Genomic DNA, 14,678 nt, shown 5'->3' with positions numbered 1-14,678 from the left:
TGGTAGACTTCTATACTGGAGGAAAAAAAACCAAGAAAGGGGGAAGAGGAAGAATGACTCCCTCCATTAACATCTGATGATCATGAAGATGACGTGTATAGACGATTCGCCTCATCTTTTAACGCCCTAATTTCATCTCCACCTAAACCTTGCTTCTCTAATTTAGATAGGAGGTCTGCAGTGAATGATAGTTTTTCTTTGTTTTGTGTATCCAATATCATTTCTTCGAGTTCAACTTGCTCTACCATTACGTCAGCTTGTTGAAACAGTTCGATTGCAAACTCATGATTTTTATAATCTTGGGCGTAAAAAACTTTTTTAATTCCTGCTTGAATCAGTGATTTACAGCAATTTAAACAGGGAAAATGGGTCACGTATATTTCCGCCCCTTCTGCCGGTACACCGAACTTGGCACATTGCAGTATTGCATTAATTTCTGCATGAACGGTTCTTACACAATGGTCCTCTATTAAATAACATCCTTCGTCGGAACAATGAGTTCCCCCTGAGATAGAACCATTATATCCTCCAGCTATGATTCGCTTATCTCGAACAATCGTTGCTCCGACCATTAATCTCGTACATGTACTTCTTAAAGCTAGCAAATGACTTTGAGCCATAAAATATTGATGCCACGATATTCTTTCCATGATATGTACTACCTCCTATAGATTTAACCTGACTACATTCTCTACTAGTTTAGACACCTTTTTAACTATTCGTCAATCTGATTACTGTAGTCACTCCTACTTTAGCCAAATTTCATCTCGAATCGCTTCCAATGTTTTTTCCCCGATTCCCGGAACTTGGATGATTTCTTCTACCGTTTGAAATGGTCCATTTTCTTCACGGTAAGCCACAATCGCTTCAGCTTTGGCTGGCCCTATCCCCGGAAGCGCAGTCAACTCTGTAGCAGAAGCTTGATTGATAACAATCCCTTCTTGTTGATTGCCCTTTAAAGTTGTCTCCATGATGTTTACATCTTCTTCATCAAAAGATGGCACATAAATCACCATTTCATCATAACAACGCTCAGCCAAATTAATCGAAGACTCGTTAGCATCTTCTGTGAATCCACCCGCTTTGTTAATTGCATCATGAACCCGCTCACCACTTTGTACTCCATAAACACCTGGTTTCACAACCTCCCCCTTAATATCAACAACGAGACTTACATCTAAATCCTCTACATTTTCAGCAGCGACACTTACTTCTTGCAAATGTTCTTCCCAAGGTTGGTCCTCCTCAACAACCGCTTCTTTGTCATTTAGATTGACTACAAGGAGAAATGATAAAATTACAACGATAAAACCTGCAAATACAACGTAATTTCCTTTCCCTGAAAAAAAATCTTTCATTATTTCCATAACAATTCCTCCAATAAAACATGAAATGAGTTCTATTTCATACGTATTAAGAAAGGTGCATTTGCCTTGAACACCGATGTAGAAGCTGATAATGAAGTTAATTGATTTTTACTTTAGGGGGTGAATGTAATGAAAAAGTTGGGATTTATCGGTACTGGAAACATGGGAAGACTAATTATTGAATCGATGATCAATGGGAGAGGCGTTCGACCTGAAAATGTCCATATGACGAATCGAACAATATCTAAAGCAAAAGAAATTCAAAGAAGATATAACCAAAGTCACGTTCATGAAAAAGCTATTCCAGTTGTGAATTATGCCGATTGGATCTTTATTTGCTCAAAACCACTTGAAATGGTCAACATTATTAAAGAAATTAAACCTCACTTGAAAGATCGTCATGTCATCATTACGATTACAAGTCCACTTGAAGTAGAAGACACGGAACAACTATTAGCGGAAACGAACACACCGATTGTTCGATTCATACCGAGTATTGTCAATCTAGCTCTTGAAGGACCTTCTTTAGTAACATACAGTGATCGTTGCTCAGTAGACCTTCGTAATGAATTATGGACGTTATTTTCAAGTATCTCCTCCCCCATAGAGATAGAGCGAGATATCACACGTGTAGCTTCTGACATCGCAAGTTGCGGTCCAGCTTTTATCAGTTACCTCATCGAGCAGATGATTAAAGGTGCAGCTGAGGAAACAAACATTGATGAAGATACGGCAACAAGTATTGCAGAATCAATGTTGATAGGTTATGGAGAACTTCTTCGGCAAAAACATTTTAATTTGGCCACACTCCGCGACAGAGTTACAGTTCCAGGTGGGGTAACTGGCATAGGGTTAAATGTCCTAAAAAAAGAGGTTGGCTTCATGTTCCACGAATTATTTCAGGAAACGGAGAAGAAATATCTTGAAGACCGTCGAGGAATTTCTGATCAAATGGAATAAACGGATTAGATAAACTAGCGAAGTTAAACATTCTTAAATTATAATAAAAGGAGCTAGCAATGCTAGCTCCTTTTATTATACAAGAAGTTCATTTTATTTCAAACTACTTTTTCACTGCTTTAAAGAAAATCCGGTCATCCTCTTCTTCCACATCTTTTTCTCCAAAGTCTGCGGTAATTTCTATATTATGAAAACCCGCATCCTCCAACCATTGTTTATATACATGTGGCTCAAAGGTGCGTTGGTATTGCTCTTCATCCATGCGCTCGTAATCTCCATTTTCTTTTTTATTAAAAAAAGTCAATGTATGTTGTACACTCAGAGGTTCATCAGCTGGGTCAGAAAACCACAAATAAGACAGTGTTTCTCCGTTTTCACCATAAAGTTGGTGATCAAATATATATTCGAGCTTAAAACAAGAATGAACATCAAATAATAGGACTCCACCTGTTTTTAAGGCAGTTGCTAGGTGAAAGAATGTCTGCTTAACATCCTTTTGCTGACGAAGGTAATTCAAGCCATCACAAAAGATGGTAATCCCATCAAGCTGTTGAAATCCTTGTAATTCTCGCATATCCTGTAAAATAAAATCGACATCCACACCTGCTTCACGCGCTTTTCCTTCAGCTACTGTGAGCATATCCGCTGAGATGTCTACACCAGTCAAGTCAAACCCCTGACGAGCAAGCATTAATGAGAATGTTCCCGTCCCACAAGCAAGGTCTAACACTCGTCCCTGTTTTACTAGATATCTTTCTGCGAAGGATAGCCATGACTCATAAGGAGCATCTTCCATAAGAAAATCGTATAAGGAAGCAAAGTGATCTTGTTTCATGTGCTCACTCTCCTCTTTCTTTTCACTCTACGCTTGCAATATTTCTTCCACATCAATGGTTGGTGCATCTCCCCATAGCTTTTCTAAATTATAATATTGTCGCTCATCTTTATGAAAGACATGGACAATCACATCATCAAGGTCAATCAGAACCCACCTTGCATCTTCAATACCTTCCAACCGCTTAACATCAAGCCCTGCTAATACAGCTTGACTTTTCACTTCCCTAGCGATCGACTCTACTTGCGTTTCAGAATTCCCGTGACAAATGACAAAATAATCTGCTACTAAAGATACTCCTTCCATATTTAATGTAGTAATTTGGTGAGCATTTTTTTCATCAATAGCACGAACTGCTAAATCTAATTTTTCTTTAGGTTCCATATATTTACTAACCTCCATGTTTTTTTAACTTAATCACAAAGTCGTTATAAGCTTCAAATGTATCTGGATATATCGCAATTGAATTTTCACTCAAATAACAGATTGTGTTCTTCAATGATTGCAAACAAGCAACGTCTAGATCTTTTTCAGCTAACTCACGGGTAAGTTTTGCTCCGGAAAATGTTCGACCAGGTTCAATATAATCTGCCAAAAACACTATTTTTTCTTCTAATGTCATTCCTGCTCTTCCCGTTGTATGATATCGAATGGCAGATAAAATACTATCATCGTCAACTGCTAACTCCTGATGTACATAAACTGCTCCAACAAACGAGTGTAACAATTCGTCACCATAGTCTAACAAGTGATTAGGGAGATTCTTTTCTTTTATTACCATATCTCTCATTTCTAACGATGATCGATATTTGGCATAATCGTGTAAGATCGCGGCTAAGCGGATTGTTTGTAAATCTCCCCCGTATCTCTTTGCTAACTTTGTCGCCTCTTCAACAACCCTTTCTGTATGCTCAAAACGACGTGGTTTCAAGGCGTGACGGACCACTTCAAAGGCCTGAGTTTCATTCATATAAACGATTCTCCTTCACAAACTGATAAACCTCTTTCGTCAATAAAAATTGATTAAAAGACTTCCCCTTTATTTTTTCACGAATATAACTGGACGATAACTCCAAACTCACGTCATCTATAACAAGAATTTCCTTGAAGTTATTCGTATCAGCTACCGCAAATCCAGGGCGAACCAGCACTATAAACCGAAGCATCCTTTGTAATTCTTCACTTTGATACCATAAATGAAAGTGCTTTAAACTATCTCCCCCCATAATAAATGAGAAATCGTCATTTGGCCTCGTTTTCAGTAAATGCCTAATCGTATCGACAGTATAAGATGGACCAGATCGCTCTAACTCTAAACGAGAGAATTTGTAAGTTGAATGTTGTTCTACCATTTTCTCAACAAGTCTGATCCGTTGATGCTCAGGTGCACCAGATGAAAGTTCTTTATGAGGGGGAATTCGATTTGGCATCCACCATATTTCATCCAAATTCCCTTTCAGCCTTGCTTCCTCTGCCATAATTAAATGGCCAACATGTGGAGGATCAAAAGTACCACCTAATAGCCCTATTTTTTTCATCTCCAACTCCTCACATCGTCATTCCAGTTCTAGGGAAGATCTATTTTTTTGTTCTCTTGTGACTCTTTATAAAATATGATTGTGCTCCCAATAATTTGTACCACATCTGCACGAGTACCTTTTCCTATGTTTTGCGCTACTTCCTCTTTATCCTCTTCACAGTTTTGTAAAATACTCACTTTAATTAATTCCCTTGCTTCCAATGCTTCATCAACTTGCTTGATAAGATTCTCATTCACACCCGCTTTTCCTACTTGAAAAATTGGCTTTAAGTGATGTGCTTTGCTCCGCAAAAAACGCTTTTGTTTTCCAGAAATCATGTCAATCCTCCTAATTTTTCAACGACTTTTTTCCTCATGATATCTCTTGGTGCTTCTTGATTTGTCCATTTCTCAAAAGCTAAGGCACCTTGATTGATAAACATACCCAAACCATTCTGAATGATTGCTCCTCTTGCTTCTGCATCTTGGAGCCACCTTGTTTTTGCTGGTGTGTAAATTAAATCACTTACGACCACTCCACGGGCGATCATCTCAAGAGAAAGAGGCATCTGGTCTACATTTGGTGTCATACCGATCGATGTCGTATTAACGATCAAATCGAATTCTGTTAAGCGCGCTTGGGCTAATGCAATTGGTAATGTCGATACTTTCGTTATAGCTGAACATTCATGGGCCAACGTATCTGCTTTTTCCATCGTCCGGTTGGTTATACACATTTCTTTGACTCCATGAACCGTCATTGCCATCGCTACACCTTTAGCCGCTCCTCCTGCTCCTAAAACGAGAACGCGCATGTTGTCTAAAGATTTAGGTAGAATAGGAAGCAATGCTTGAAGGTAACCTTCACCATCCGTATTATACCCGATCAATTTATTCTCTTTATGAACGATAGTATTAACCGCACCAATTCTTTCAGCTAAAGGATCTATCTCATCTAAGTATTGCATCACATTTACCTTGTGTGGAATTGTGACATTTAACCCACTAACCCCTAACCCTCTAACGCCATCTATCGCTTGTTTTAATTGATTTTCTTTCACTTCAAAAGCTAGATATGTTGCATCTATTTCCCGTTCCTTAAATGCTACATTATGCATAATTGGAGAAAGGCTATGCCCTATTGGATGACCAATCACTCCATACACTTGTTTCATGAATTCGTCCCCCAAATCTATACCTTCCACTTGATAAGGATGCTACTTATTAACCAAAGCGCGTGGAAGCTTGAAATCTTCATACTTTTTTAGGATAGTTTAAAAAATAGACGGTCTTGTACTTACATGAACCCCTTTAGGTGCATAGCTTCGAATGATACTTCCGGTTCCACTTATTGTCACCCAGCCCAAACCTGAAAATACGAGATCAACCTTCCCAGATGAAATCTTCCATTCCTTCTCGCTAAATGCAGGGAAATTGGAATCTTGGCTTGGTGGCGACAGTAATTCTCCCACATGTTGCTCATATAAAGAATCAGCCTTTTCTAATTTCGTTCGATGAATCGTTAACTCATTAGATACATAAACGACGAACGATTGTGGATCACCACTTACAAAATCGACTCGTGAAAGCCCTCCGAAAAATAACGTTTGTGCGGCTTTTAATTGAAAAACTTTGGGCTTCACTTCTTTTTTAGGTGTTATTACTTTAAGCTCGTCCTTATTCAGTAAGTGAGATATTTGATGATGATTAATAATACCAGGAGTATCAAACAAGTTAGAACCGTCATCTAATGGAACATCAATCATATCCAATGTTGTACCTGGAATATTTGATGTTGTGATCAACATGTCGTCCTCTGCACCAAATTCCTTCAACAACCTATTAATAAACGTTGATTTGCCCACATTCGTACAACCAACAACATATACGTCTTTATTATTACGTAACTTATCGATTAGATTCGCTACCTCCATAAGTGCTTCTCCTGTTTCAGCACTCATTAAATGAACATCCACTGGCTTCAAACCATATTCTTTCGCTGATTTCTTCATCCATTGGATGACCTTAGAGCGTTTGACTGATTTTGGTAACAAGTCAACTTTATTTCCGACCAATAAGACTGGATTTTTCCCAACAAAACGGTGAAGCCCTGGAAGCCAACTTCCATCAAAATCAAAAATATCAACAACTTTTACAATCAGTGCCTCTCTGCTGCCAATTTCATTCAGAATTTTTAAAAAGTCGTCATCTGTAAGAGACACATCTTGAACCTCATTATAATGCTTAAGTCGGAAGCATCGTTGACAAATGATGACTTCCCTCTCTAAAGCTGACGCCGGAGTGTACCCTACCTTTTGTTTATCCTCCGTTTGTATCTTTACTCCACAGCCAGAACAAATCACTTGTTGTCGTTCGGTTTCTCCCATTCAATTAACCCCTTTCTTTTCATTGCGCGAAATACACGTTGTTCGATTCGTCGATTGATCTTTGTGAAGAAACCATCATTCTGTGCAACCGGGACGACTAATATCGTTTGAAAACCGCCTCGATTTCCTCCAAGGATGTCAGTCATTAATTGATCACCGATTACTACCGTCTCTTCTCTTGTTAATTTCATCAATTTGCAAGCAGTTTTAAAAGCTTTGCTCAGAGGTTTCCGGGCACTGTGGATAAACGTAATCTTATGAGGTTCAGCGAAATGTTTCACTCGCCTTTCATTATTGTTTGAAACTATAACGATTTGAAAACCACTCTCTGCTAATTTTTCAAACCAAGCAATTAGTTCTTCCGTTGCTTCTGGCCGATCCCATTCAACCAACGTATTATCTAGGTCTGTTATAATTCCTTTTATACCTTGGTCCTTCAGCTCTTCGATAGATAATTCAAATATCGATTGAACATACTGATCTGGAATAAATTGGTTTAACACATATTTCCCCCATTTCTCAAATACGAACACTAAAATAATGAGTTCCTCATCTATAATACCTATATTTTATCAATGATTTCAAATGGAACAATGATTATCTCAAATAATTACCGTTTTTTGCAAAAGAATTTCGACATATTTTTACACCATTAAAAACTGTGGATAAGTTTTTGCACAGATCCTTCTCTTTATTACCATGAAAACAAGATAGATATGAACAGTCTATCCACAGGAATTACACAGGTAGATGTGGACAAAAACCGATTTGAGAAGGTTTTCTTTTCATGGTAATATCAACTTAATCCAATAAAACACTTAAATAATTCGAAATATTTTCATTTTGAAAAAGGACAAGTTACTCTCATATTTTAGATACTAAAGTCAATTTCTTGATGCATTATCTAAAAAAAACAGAAGTGCAGGATAACGAGATTGTATCACTAAAACAGTAATTTAATTTCGTGTCCGCACCTTAAAGATATCAATGTTTTTAACTTAAGTCATTAATAATCATTTAGTTAGATGGGAGTTATCGTTAAAACTCTTTAAAAATAGGGAGGTTTTTTGATTGAAGAAGCACGGGGCATTGCGCGATTTATCAGACGATCTTTTGATGGAAACATATGAAAAAGCAAGAGAATTAAATTTATCCAATGATTTCTTATGTTTAATCACTGATGAAATGAATCGACGTTCGATCTACAATAAAAAGATTGACCTTTAACGAAACCTTATATAACGATCCTGCACCCTATCAATCCTCGTTTTGCCTTTGTTTAACTGGAACGACCTTAATATATTGTCTGGGTTGGAATTTTTGATTACCGCTCCACAGCTCACCTAAATGCATCCCTTGGTATTCCTCCTGATGTTCATTTTCAATCATCGTCTTTGTCAAAATGACATGACCTGTTGCTCCACATATTAACACAACTAATAAGATACTAACTGAAACGATGTATTTCGATTTCAATTTCATCCGTATCCCTCCTCTTACTAACAGGTTGGTACGGTTTTTTTGTTTTTATACAAAGATCATTCAAAACTTTAACATGTATGTAAAAGTTTTGGGAAAACTAACCTTGTTCTTGAGAAACATAAAAAAAATTTAAATAAATTTTTTTATGTTCCTACATATTTAAGACCTATGTTAATTCTTAGTGAGTAACACTCTAAAAGGATGCAAGGATATGAAATTTATATTATAATTCTACTTATGTTTCTACATAGAAGATCCTTTACTTTCCATGTTAGTAAAGTTGATTCGCAAATAGTTTTTTGTTCATGTTTTATAAAAGGAGGTTAATCACTTGTCAACGCTTCACTTTGTAGCTTTAGCACCGTTTATTATGGCGATAATTATTCCACTCGTATATCACAAATTTCGTCATATCCATACAGGTTGGTTTGTTTTACCAGTACCACTTGTATTATTTATTTATTTGATCAGTTACTTGCCGATTGGTGATGGACCGATGGAAGCAGTCAAACATTCCGTACCATGGGTATCTTCACTTGGTATTCATTTCACCGTATTTCTTGACGGATTAAGTTTGTTGTTTGCGCTATTAATTACTGGGATAGGAACGCTCGTTGTTCTTTATTCGATTTATTACATTGCTAACAAAAAAGATGAACCTCTTAATAATTTTTATGTTTATTTATTAATGTTTATGGGAGCAATGTTAGGCGTTGTTTTATCGGATAACCTCGTTGTTCTTTATGTTTTTTGGGAAATAACTAGTCTTTCTTCTGCGTTATTGATCGGTTATTGGCACCATAAAGAGAAGTCCCGATACGGTGCTCAAAAATCACTATTAATCACCGTTAGCGGTGGTTTTGCCATGCTCGCAGGGTTTACGCTTCTTTACGTTATGACCGGAACATTTAGTCTTAGAGAAATCATTTCGTATGGCGACGTCATCGTTACGAGTTCGTTATTCTTACCGGCAATGCTTTTAATCCTTCTGGGAGCTTTCACGAAGTCAGCACAGTTTCCATTTCACATTTGGCTTCCAGACGCCATGGAAGCACCAACACCAGTGAGTGCTTATTTACACTCCGCTACAATGGTAAAAGCAGGTATTTATATCGTTGCTCGCTTCACACCTGTTTTTGGTGGCGAAGCGGAATGGTTTTGGATCATTACTGGTTTCGGTTTATTCACATTATTATGGGGATCAATTTCAGCTGTCAGGCAAAAGGATTTAAAAGGTATTTTAGCCTTCTCGACAGTCAGCCAATTAGGCTTGATTATGAGTTTACTCGGAATGGGTTCTGCAGCCTTTCACTATGACATCGTTGACGGACAATCAATTTTTACCGTTGCGATACTAGCAGCAGTTTTCCACCTTATTAATCACGCCACTTTCAAGGGTAGTTTATTTATGGTCGTTGGTATTATTGATCATGAGACAGGAACTAGAGATATTCGAAAACTTGGCGGATTGATGACGATTATGCCAATTACGTTCACAATATCTTTAATCGGGATTGCCTCTATGGCTGGCTTGCCACCATTCAATGGCTTTCTCAGCAAAGAAATGTTTTTTACTGGCGCACTAAACACATTGTCCGTCGATATGTTTAACGTTCAAACTATCGGATTTATCATCCCAATAGTTGCTTGGATTGCAAGTATATTTACGTTTGTCTATTGTTCAATCATGTTGTTTCGTACATTCACTGGAAATCACCAGCCAGAAAAATTGGATAAACAAGCCCACGAAGCACCAATGGGTCTGTTGATTTCACCGATCATTTTAGTTTCATTAGTAATTGTATTCGGCCTCTTTCCAAATCTGTTGGCTTATACGATTATCGATCCTGCCATGCAATCAATTCTTCCAGGATTACTTGAACCTGGAGAACAATTCTATGTAAATATTTATCACTGGCACGGCTTGAATGCAGAATTATTTATGACAATGGGTGTTATTTTCTTCGGTTCACTTATTTTTCTGAACGCAAGAAAATGGCAAGAAACAGCAATTTACTTAAAGGAAAGAGACCCACTGAACTGGTTTTATGACAATGGCCTTGTTGGTTTAATCAAAGGTTCTACGGCTGTAAATAACGTTCAGATGACTGGTCGTTTAAGGGATTACTTCAATTTTATGTTTGTATTCTTGATTATCGTTATGGGTTATATGCTATGGAAAACAAATGCGATTGCGATTGATATGGCAAACACAGCTGAAATTCCTGTGTATATGTATTTCATCACAGCTTCACTTATTTTAGCTACACTAGTTATCCCGTTTGTTGCAAAACGGATCTCAGCAATCGTATTAGTCGGAGTTGTCGGATTCCTAATTGCTTTGCTATTTGCAGTATTCCGTGCTCCAGACTTAGCACTCACTCAATTATTAGTTGAGACAGTCGTCGTCGTTCTGTTTTTACTCGTATTTTATCATTTACCCGAGTTGAAAAAAGAAAGCTTCAAACCAGCTTTCAAATTTTCCAATTTATTCATTTCACTTGGGGTGGGACTAGTTGTAACTTTAACTGCTCTTAGTGCTCATGCTTTTAGTCACGCAAATCCAATCAGCCCTATTTCGGATTATTTTGTCGAGAATGCTTATGCTTTAGCAGGCGGACAAAATATCGTAAACGTCATTTTGGTAGATTTCCGTGGCTTAGACACGCTACTAGAAGTACTTGTTTTAGGGATAGTAGCTCTGGGCGTTGTGGTATTAATTAAATTCAAAGCGAAGAAGGGGGAAGACATATGAAAAATACCCCAGTTCAGTTGCATGTGATAACGCGAATTGTTGCGTTTATCATCCTTGCCTTCTCCGTCTATCTATTCTTTGCTGGGCATAATAACCCGGGCGGAGGATTTATTGGAGGATTAATGACCGCTACAGCCCTGATCCTACTGTACTTAAGCTTTGACTTAAAGACGATAAAGCGGGTCATACCATTTAATTATGCAAAAATTATTGCATCCGGGTTACTATTAGCGATTGGAACAGGTATGATCAGTATGCTTTTAGGCTTACCTTTCCTTAAACAGTTCTTTAAATATTATACAGTTCCTATTTTAGGAGAAATAGAATTAACAACGGCCCTACCTTTTGATTTAGGTATCTATTTAGTAGTCGTAGGGTTTTCACTTCTTGTAATATTGACAATAGCGGAGGATGATAACTGATGGAAATCTTAATGATATTAACCGTTGGAGTCCTCGTTTCTGTAGCAACATATATGATTTTAACGAAAAGTTTGCTTCGAGTTATTTTGGGGGTCGTTCTTTTATCCCATGGGGCTCATTTACTGCTGCTAACGATGGCAGGTTTAAACGAAGGTTCTCCCCCACTATTAGGAGAAGACGCCGCCTCATATGCAGATCCTTTACCGCAAGCTTTGATTTTAACGGCTATTGTCATCGGCTTCGGGATCACTGCTTTTATGCTCGTGTTGGCCTATCAAACATATAAAGTGCATAAAACCGATAACTTCGATGAATTAAGGGGAACTGAAGATGACTAACTTACTCATATTGCCAATACTTATTCCATTACTTATGGGCGTCATATTAATCTTCTTCAAGGATTCCAAAACCATTCAACGAGTTGTTAGTGTCATCAGTCTAGCACTTATGCTCATTTTGTCTGCTTATATTACTTACACCGTATATATAAGTGGGATTCAAACGATGGAATTAGGGGAGTGGCCAGCCCCATTTGGGATTGTCCTTGTAGCAGATTTACTTTCGAGTTCACTCATTACGCTAGCTAGTTTGTTAGCTCTTGTTTGCTTGTTTTTCGCCTTTCAAACCTTCTCTGGTGAAAGGGAGCGAAATTACTTTCACCCCTTCTTTTTGTTTTTAATGGTCGGGGTTAATGGCTCCTTTTTAACAGGCGACTTGTTTAACTTGTTTGTCTTTTTCGAAGTCATGTTAATTTCGTCTTTCATCCTTATTTCTATGGGAAGCAAAAGATACCAACTTCGAGAATCATTAAAATATGTCATTATAAACACGGTTTCCTCTATGTTTTTTATTATTGCAATTGCCTATCTTTATGGTATTACAGGAACACTAAACATGGCGGACATCGCAGTGAAAATCTCTGAATTAGAACAAACAGGTATCGTATCCGTAATTGCAGTCGTATTCTTGTTCGTATTTGGAACAAAAAGTGCGATATTTCCACTTTATTATTGGCTACCACATTCCTACTTCGCTCCACCAGCAGCTATTGCTGCCTTGTTTGGTGGGTTATTAACAAAAGTCGGCGTGTATACTATTATGAGGACCTACACATTAATTTTTCCTCATGATGACACTGTCTTTCAAATCCTCCTCATTCTTGGTGGACTGACTATGTTTATTGGGGTTCTAGGCGCCGTTTCCCAATTCGATTTTAAGCGAATACTTGCTGTTCATATTGTCAGTCAGGTTGGCTACATGATCATGGGGATAGGAATATTTACACACTTAGCCATTGCAGGTACTTTTTTCTTCCTTGTCCATAACATCATTGTAAAATCAGCTTTATTCCTTTTTGCAGGAGTAACCGAAAAAATTACTGGTACTTCTCACTTGAAACAAATGAGCGGTGTAATAAAAACTCATCCTTATGTTGGCTGGCTCTTCTTTATCACAGCTATTTCCTTGGCTGGTATTCCACCGCTAACTGGATTCTTTGGAAAATTTGGATTAATCGTCGCTGGTTTAGAAGCCGGACACTACTTTGTTATTGCAGTTAGTTTAATTACAGGTGTCCTAACGCTCTTCTCAATGTGGAAGATTTTCATGACCTCGTTTTGGGGTGAAGTCAAATTTAAAGAACCTGAAGGAAAAGATAGAAAGGTTGGAAAACTATTAATTCCAATCATACCTTTAGTCGCATTGACCGTTATATTAGGACTTGCCGCTGAACCGTTTATGCAGTTCTCTCTTGAAGTTGCTGAGCAGCTTATGGACCCATCTCAATATATAAATTCTGTACTTAAGGAGTAGTTGCCATGGCCTTTCAAATATTATTAAATATTGGTTTAGCTTTCATTTGGATGTTACTCAGAAATGAGTACACAATGGTTGAGTTCATGCTTGGCTTTATTGTCGGTCTTGCTCTCTTATATGTATTACGGAGGTTTTTAGCTTTTGATTTCTATTTTCGTAGGGTCATTGCAGTATTCAAGTTATTAATCCTGTTCACGTATAAGCTAATTTTATCAAATATTGATGTAACAAAAATCGTTTTAAGTCCTAAGATGAAATCAAATATACAACCAGGAATTATTGCAGTACCTACCAAATTAAGAACTGATTGGGAAGTTACATTGCTAGCTAACCTTATTTCATTAACACCAGGAACGTTAACAATGAATTTTTCGGAAGACGGTAGGACTCTATATGTTCATTCCATTCATGTTCCCGATAAAGAGGCAGCAATAAAAGAGATTCATGAATCATTTGAAAGAGCGATTATGGAGGTGACACATTAATGTTAGAAACCGTATCGCTTATTGTACTCGTATTAATGTCTCTAGCCATTCTTGTCTGTACGATTCGAGCAATAATCGGCCCAAGCATGTCAGACCGTGTAGTCGCTTTGGATACGATTGGCATTAACTTGATCGGCTTTATTACTATATTAATGCTCATACAACAAACCCTTGCATATTCAGAGGTTATACTCGTAATTGCAGTCTTGGCTTTTATTGGCTCAGTTGCAATTGCAAAGTTTATTGAGGGAGGTGTGGTTCTTGACAGAGATCGTCATTAGTATTCTGTTGCTTCTTGGTGGAGGATTGAGTGTTCTCGGTGCAATTGGCATCGTTCGCTTCCCTGATGTTTATGGAAGATTACACGCAGCTACAAAAAGTGCCACACTCGGAGTCATTAGTATTATCCTTGGAGTTTTCCTCTACTTTCTCTTCATAGAAGGACTTTTTGTTGGTAAACTTCTTCTAACGATCATATTTGTATTTCTAACTGCTCCAGTATCAGCATTTATGATTGCACGTTCAGCTTATAATGTTGACGTAAAAATGTGGGATAAAAGTATTCAAGATGATTTAGCTGCAGCTATGAAAAAACAAAAATCGCAATCAAAATAAAAAGAACCTGACTTGAACATTTTCATTTTCAAGTCA

Annotated in this window: 20 protein-coding genes; 9 read left to right on the top strand and 11 right to left on the bottom strand. The window is 37.6% G+C overall.

Annotated features, from left to right (window positions below; all coding sequences use genetic code 11):
* Positions 1 to 80 precede the first annotated feature (80 nt).
* Positions 81 to 650: a ComE operon protein 2 gene (locus tag ACM26V_RS24095; protein WP_416149295.1), complete on the bottom strand. Its 570-nt coding sequence runs from the start codon at positions 648 to 650 to the stop codon at positions 81 to 83.
* A 96-nt stretch (positions 651 to 746) separates the two neighbouring features.
* A complete protein-coding gene (locus tag ACM26V_RS24090; protein WP_416149294.1) occupies positions 747 to 1,367 on the bottom strand; it encodes a helix-hairpin-helix domain-containing protein in 621 nt (206 codons plus the stop codon).
* A 129-nt stretch (positions 1,368 to 1,496) separates the two neighbouring features.
* Here ACM26V_RS24090 and comER point away from each other — a divergent pair, with 129 nt between their 5' ends.
* Complete coding sequence (comER, locus tag ACM26V_RS24085) at positions 1,497 to 2,327, top strand: late competence protein ComER (protein ID WP_416149293.1); 831 nt, start codon at positions 1,497 to 1,499, stop codon at positions 2,325 to 2,327.
* Positions 2,328 to 2,430: 103 nt separating this feature from the next.
* On the opposite strand, the gene ACM26V_RS24080 is transcribed toward comER, so the two are convergent.
* The 8 genes from ACM26V_RS24080 to ACM26V_RS24045 form a co-directional block, all read right to left on the bottom strand.
* Entirely contained in the window at positions 2,431 to 3,162 is a 732-nt protein-coding gene (locus ACM26V_RS24080) for a class I SAM-dependent DNA methyltransferase (protein ID WP_416149292.1), read from the bottom strand.
* Positions 3,163 to 3,189: 27 nt separating this feature from the next.
* A complete protein-coding gene (gene rsfS / locus ACM26V_RS24075) occupies positions 3,190 to 3,546 on the bottom strand; it encodes a ribosome silencing factor (RefSeq protein ID WP_416149291.1) in 357 nt (118 codons plus the stop codon).
* Between the two features lie 7 nt (positions 3,547 to 3,553).
* Entirely contained in the window at positions 3,554 to 4,132 is a 579-nt protein-coding gene (yqeK, locus tag ACM26V_RS24070) for a bis(5'-nucleosyl)-tetraphosphatase (symmetrical) YqeK (protein WP_416149290.1), read from the bottom strand.
* On the bottom strand, positions 4,125 to 4,700 hold the full coding sequence (nadD, locus tag ACM26V_RS24065) for a nicotinate-nucleotide adenylyltransferase (protein WP_416149289.1): 576 nt from the start codon (positions 4,698 to 4,700) through the stop codon (positions 4,125 to 4,127). Before nadD ends, yqeK begins: the two co-directional genes overlap by 8 nt.
* Positions 4,701 to 4,729: 29 nt before the next feature.
* Positions 4,730 to 5,020: a ribosome assembly RNA-binding protein YhbY gene (yhbY, locus tag ACM26V_RS24060; protein ID WP_416149288.1), complete on the bottom strand. Its 291-nt coding sequence runs from the start codon at positions 5,018 to 5,020 to the stop codon at positions 4,730 to 4,732.
* Positions 5,017 to 5,856 carry a shikimate dehydrogenase gene (gene aroE / locus ACM26V_RS24055; RefSeq protein WP_416149287.1) on the bottom strand — a complete coding sequence of 280 codons (840 nt, stop codon included), beginning with the start codon at positions 5,854 to 5,856 and terminating at the stop codon, positions 5,017 to 5,019. Before aroE ends, yhbY begins: the two co-directional genes overlap by 4 nt.
* Positions 5,857 to 5,955: 99 nt before the next feature.
* Positions 5,956 to 7,068 carry a ribosome biogenesis GTPase YqeH gene (yqeH, locus tag ACM26V_RS24050; RefSeq protein ID WP_416149286.1) on the bottom strand — a complete coding sequence of 371 codons (1,113 nt, stop codon included), beginning with the start codon at positions 7,066 to 7,068 and terminating at the stop codon, positions 5,956 to 5,958.
* Positions 7,041 to 7,571 (bottom strand): YqeG family HAD IIIA-type phosphatase, encoded by a 531-nt coding sequence (locus ACM26V_RS24045; RefSeq protein ID WP_416149285.1) that lies wholly within the window; start codon positions 7,569 to 7,571, stop codon positions 7,041 to 7,043. Before ACM26V_RS24045 ends, yqeH begins: the two co-directional genes overlap by 28 nt.
* Before the next feature lie 568 nt (positions 7,572 to 8,139).
* On the opposite strand from ACM26V_RS24045, the gene ACM26V_RS24040 reads away from it, so the two are divergent.
* Complete coding sequence (locus ACM26V_RS24040) at positions 8,140 to 8,295, top strand: sporulation histidine kinase inhibitor Sda (protein WP_416149284.1); 156 nt, start codon at positions 8,140 to 8,142, stop codon at positions 8,293 to 8,295.
* Positions 8,296 to 8,325: 30 nt separating this feature from the next.
* Here ACM26V_RS24040 and ACM26V_RS24035 read toward each other — a convergent pair whose 3' ends face one another.
* Positions 8,326 to 8,550: a hypothetical protein gene (locus ACM26V_RS24035; RefSeq protein ID WP_416149283.1), complete on the bottom strand. Its 225-nt coding sequence runs from the start codon at positions 8,548 to 8,550 to the stop codon at positions 8,326 to 8,328.
* Positions 8,551 to 8,881: 331 nt separating this feature from the next.
* Between ACM26V_RS24035 and ACM26V_RS24030 the strand changes: the two genes are divergently transcribed.
* The 7 genes from ACM26V_RS24030 to mnhG are packed head-to-tail and all read left to right on the top strand — an operon-like array spanning position 8,882 to position 14,642.
* Positions 8,882 to 11,305: a Na+/H+ antiporter subunit A gene (locus ACM26V_RS24030; protein ID WP_416149282.1), complete on the top strand. Its 2,424-nt coding sequence runs from the start codon at positions 8,882 to 8,884 to the stop codon at positions 11,303 to 11,305.
* Positions 11,302 to 11,727: a Na(+)/H(+) antiporter subunit B gene (locus ACM26V_RS24025; RefSeq protein WP_416149281.1), complete on the top strand. Its 426-nt coding sequence runs from the start codon at positions 11,302 to 11,304 to the stop codon at positions 11,725 to 11,727. Before ACM26V_RS24030 ends, ACM26V_RS24025 begins: the two co-directional genes overlap by 4 nt.
* Positions 11,727 to 12,065, top strand: a complete 339-nt coding sequence (locus tag ACM26V_RS24020) for a Na(+)/H(+) antiporter subunit C (RefSeq protein WP_416149280.1) — start codon at positions 11,727 to 11,729, stop codon at positions 12,063 to 12,065. Before ACM26V_RS24025 ends, ACM26V_RS24020 begins: the two co-directional genes overlap by 1 nt.
* A complete protein-coding gene (locus ACM26V_RS24015) occupies positions 12,058 to 13,539 on the top strand; it encodes a Na+/H+ antiporter subunit D (protein WP_416149279.1) in 1,482 nt (493 codons plus the stop codon). Before ACM26V_RS24020 ends, ACM26V_RS24015 begins: the two co-directional genes overlap by 8 nt.
* A gap of 5 nt (positions 13,540 to 13,544) precedes the next feature.
* Positions 13,545 to 14,027 (top strand): Na+/H+ antiporter subunit E, encoded by a 483-nt coding sequence (locus ACM26V_RS24010; RefSeq protein ID WP_416149278.1) that lies wholly within the window; start codon positions 13,545 to 13,547, stop codon positions 14,025 to 14,027.
* Positions 14,027 to 14,308, top strand: a complete 282-nt coding sequence (locus tag ACM26V_RS24005) for a Na(+)/H(+) antiporter subunit F1 (RefSeq protein WP_416149277.1) — start codon at positions 14,027 to 14,029, stop codon at positions 14,306 to 14,308. The genes ACM26V_RS24010 and ACM26V_RS24005 overlap by 1 nt, the downstream gene beginning before the upstream one ends.
* Entirely contained in the window at positions 14,289 to 14,642 is a 354-nt protein-coding gene (mnhG, locus tag ACM26V_RS24000) for a monovalent cation/H(+) antiporter subunit G (RefSeq protein ID WP_416149276.1), read from the top strand. Before ACM26V_RS24005 ends, mnhG begins: the two co-directional genes overlap by 20 nt.
* Positions 14,643 to 14,678 lie beyond the last annotated feature (36 nt).

The sequence above is a fragment of the Salipaludibacillus sp. HK11 genome (assembly GCF_047795645.1).
Lineage (GTDB): Bacteria > Bacillota > Bacilli > Bacillales > Salisediminibacteriaceae > Salipaludibacillus.
The sequence above is the reverse complement of the archived record's forward strand: the minus strand, read 5'-3'. Positions and strand labels throughout refer to the sequence as shown.

Excerpts from the sequence above, each read along its gene's own strand:
- ACM26V_RS24005 (WP_416149277.1), top strand. The coding sequence starts at position 14,027 with ATGTTAGAAACCGTATCGCTTATTGTACTCGTATTAATGTCTCTAGCC.
- nadD (WP_416149289.1), bottom strand. The coding sequence starts at position 4,700 with ATGAAAAAAATAGGGCTATTAGGTGGTACTTTTGATCCTCCACATGTT.
- aroE (WP_416149287.1), bottom strand. The coding sequence starts at position 5,856 with ATGAAACAAGTGTATGGAGTGATTGGTCATCCAATAGGGCATAGCCTT.
- ACM26V_RS24035 (WP_416149283.1), bottom strand. The coding sequence starts at position 8,550 with ATGAAATTGAAATCGAAATACATCGTTTCAGTTAGTATCTTATTAGTT.
- yqeK (WP_416149290.1), bottom strand. The coding sequence starts at position 4,132 with ATGAATGAAACTCAGGCCTTTGAAGTGGTCCGTCACGCCTTGAAACCA.
- yqeH (WP_416149286.1), bottom strand. The coding sequence starts at position 7,068 with ATGGGAGAAACCGAACGACAACAAGTGATTTGTTCTGGCTGTGGAGTA.
- ACM26V_RS24020 (WP_416149280.1), top strand. The coding sequence starts at position 11,727 with ATGGAAATCTTAATGATATTAACCGTTGGAGTCCTCGTTTCTGTAGCA.
- comER (WP_416149293.1), top strand. The coding sequence starts at position 1,497 with ATGAAAAAGTTGGGATTTATCGGTACTGGAAACATGGGAAGACTAATT.
- ACM26V_RS24090 (WP_416149294.1), bottom strand. The coding sequence starts at position 1,367 with ATGGAAATAATGAAAGATTTTTTTTCAGGGAAAGGAAATTACGTTGTA.
- ACM26V_RS24095 (WP_416149295.1), bottom strand. The coding sequence starts at position 650 with ATGGAAAGAATATCGTGGCATCAATATTTTATGGCTCAAAGTCATTTG.
- ACM26V_RS24015 (WP_416149279.1), top strand. The coding sequence starts at position 12,058 with ATGACTAACTTACTCATATTGCCAATACTTATTCCATTACTTATGGGC.
- ACM26V_RS24025 (WP_416149281.1), top strand. The coding sequence starts at position 11,302 with ATGAAAAATACCCCAGTTCAGTTGCATGTGATAACGCGAATTGTTGCG.
- rsfS (WP_416149291.1), bottom strand. The coding sequence starts at position 3,546 with ATGGAACCTAAAGAAAAATTAGATTTAGCAGTTCGTGCTATTGATGAA.
- ACM26V_RS24080 (WP_416149292.1), bottom strand. The coding sequence starts at position 3,162 with ATGAAACAAGATCACTTTGCTTCCTTATACGATTTTCTTATGGAAGAT.
- ACM26V_RS24010 (WP_416149278.1), top strand. The coding sequence starts at position 13,545 with ATGGCCTTTCAAATATTATTAAATATTGGTTTAGCTTTCATTTGGATG.
- yhbY (WP_416149288.1), bottom strand. The coding sequence starts at position 5,020 with ATGATTTCTGGAAAACAAAAGCGTTTTTTGCGGAGCAAAGCACATCAC.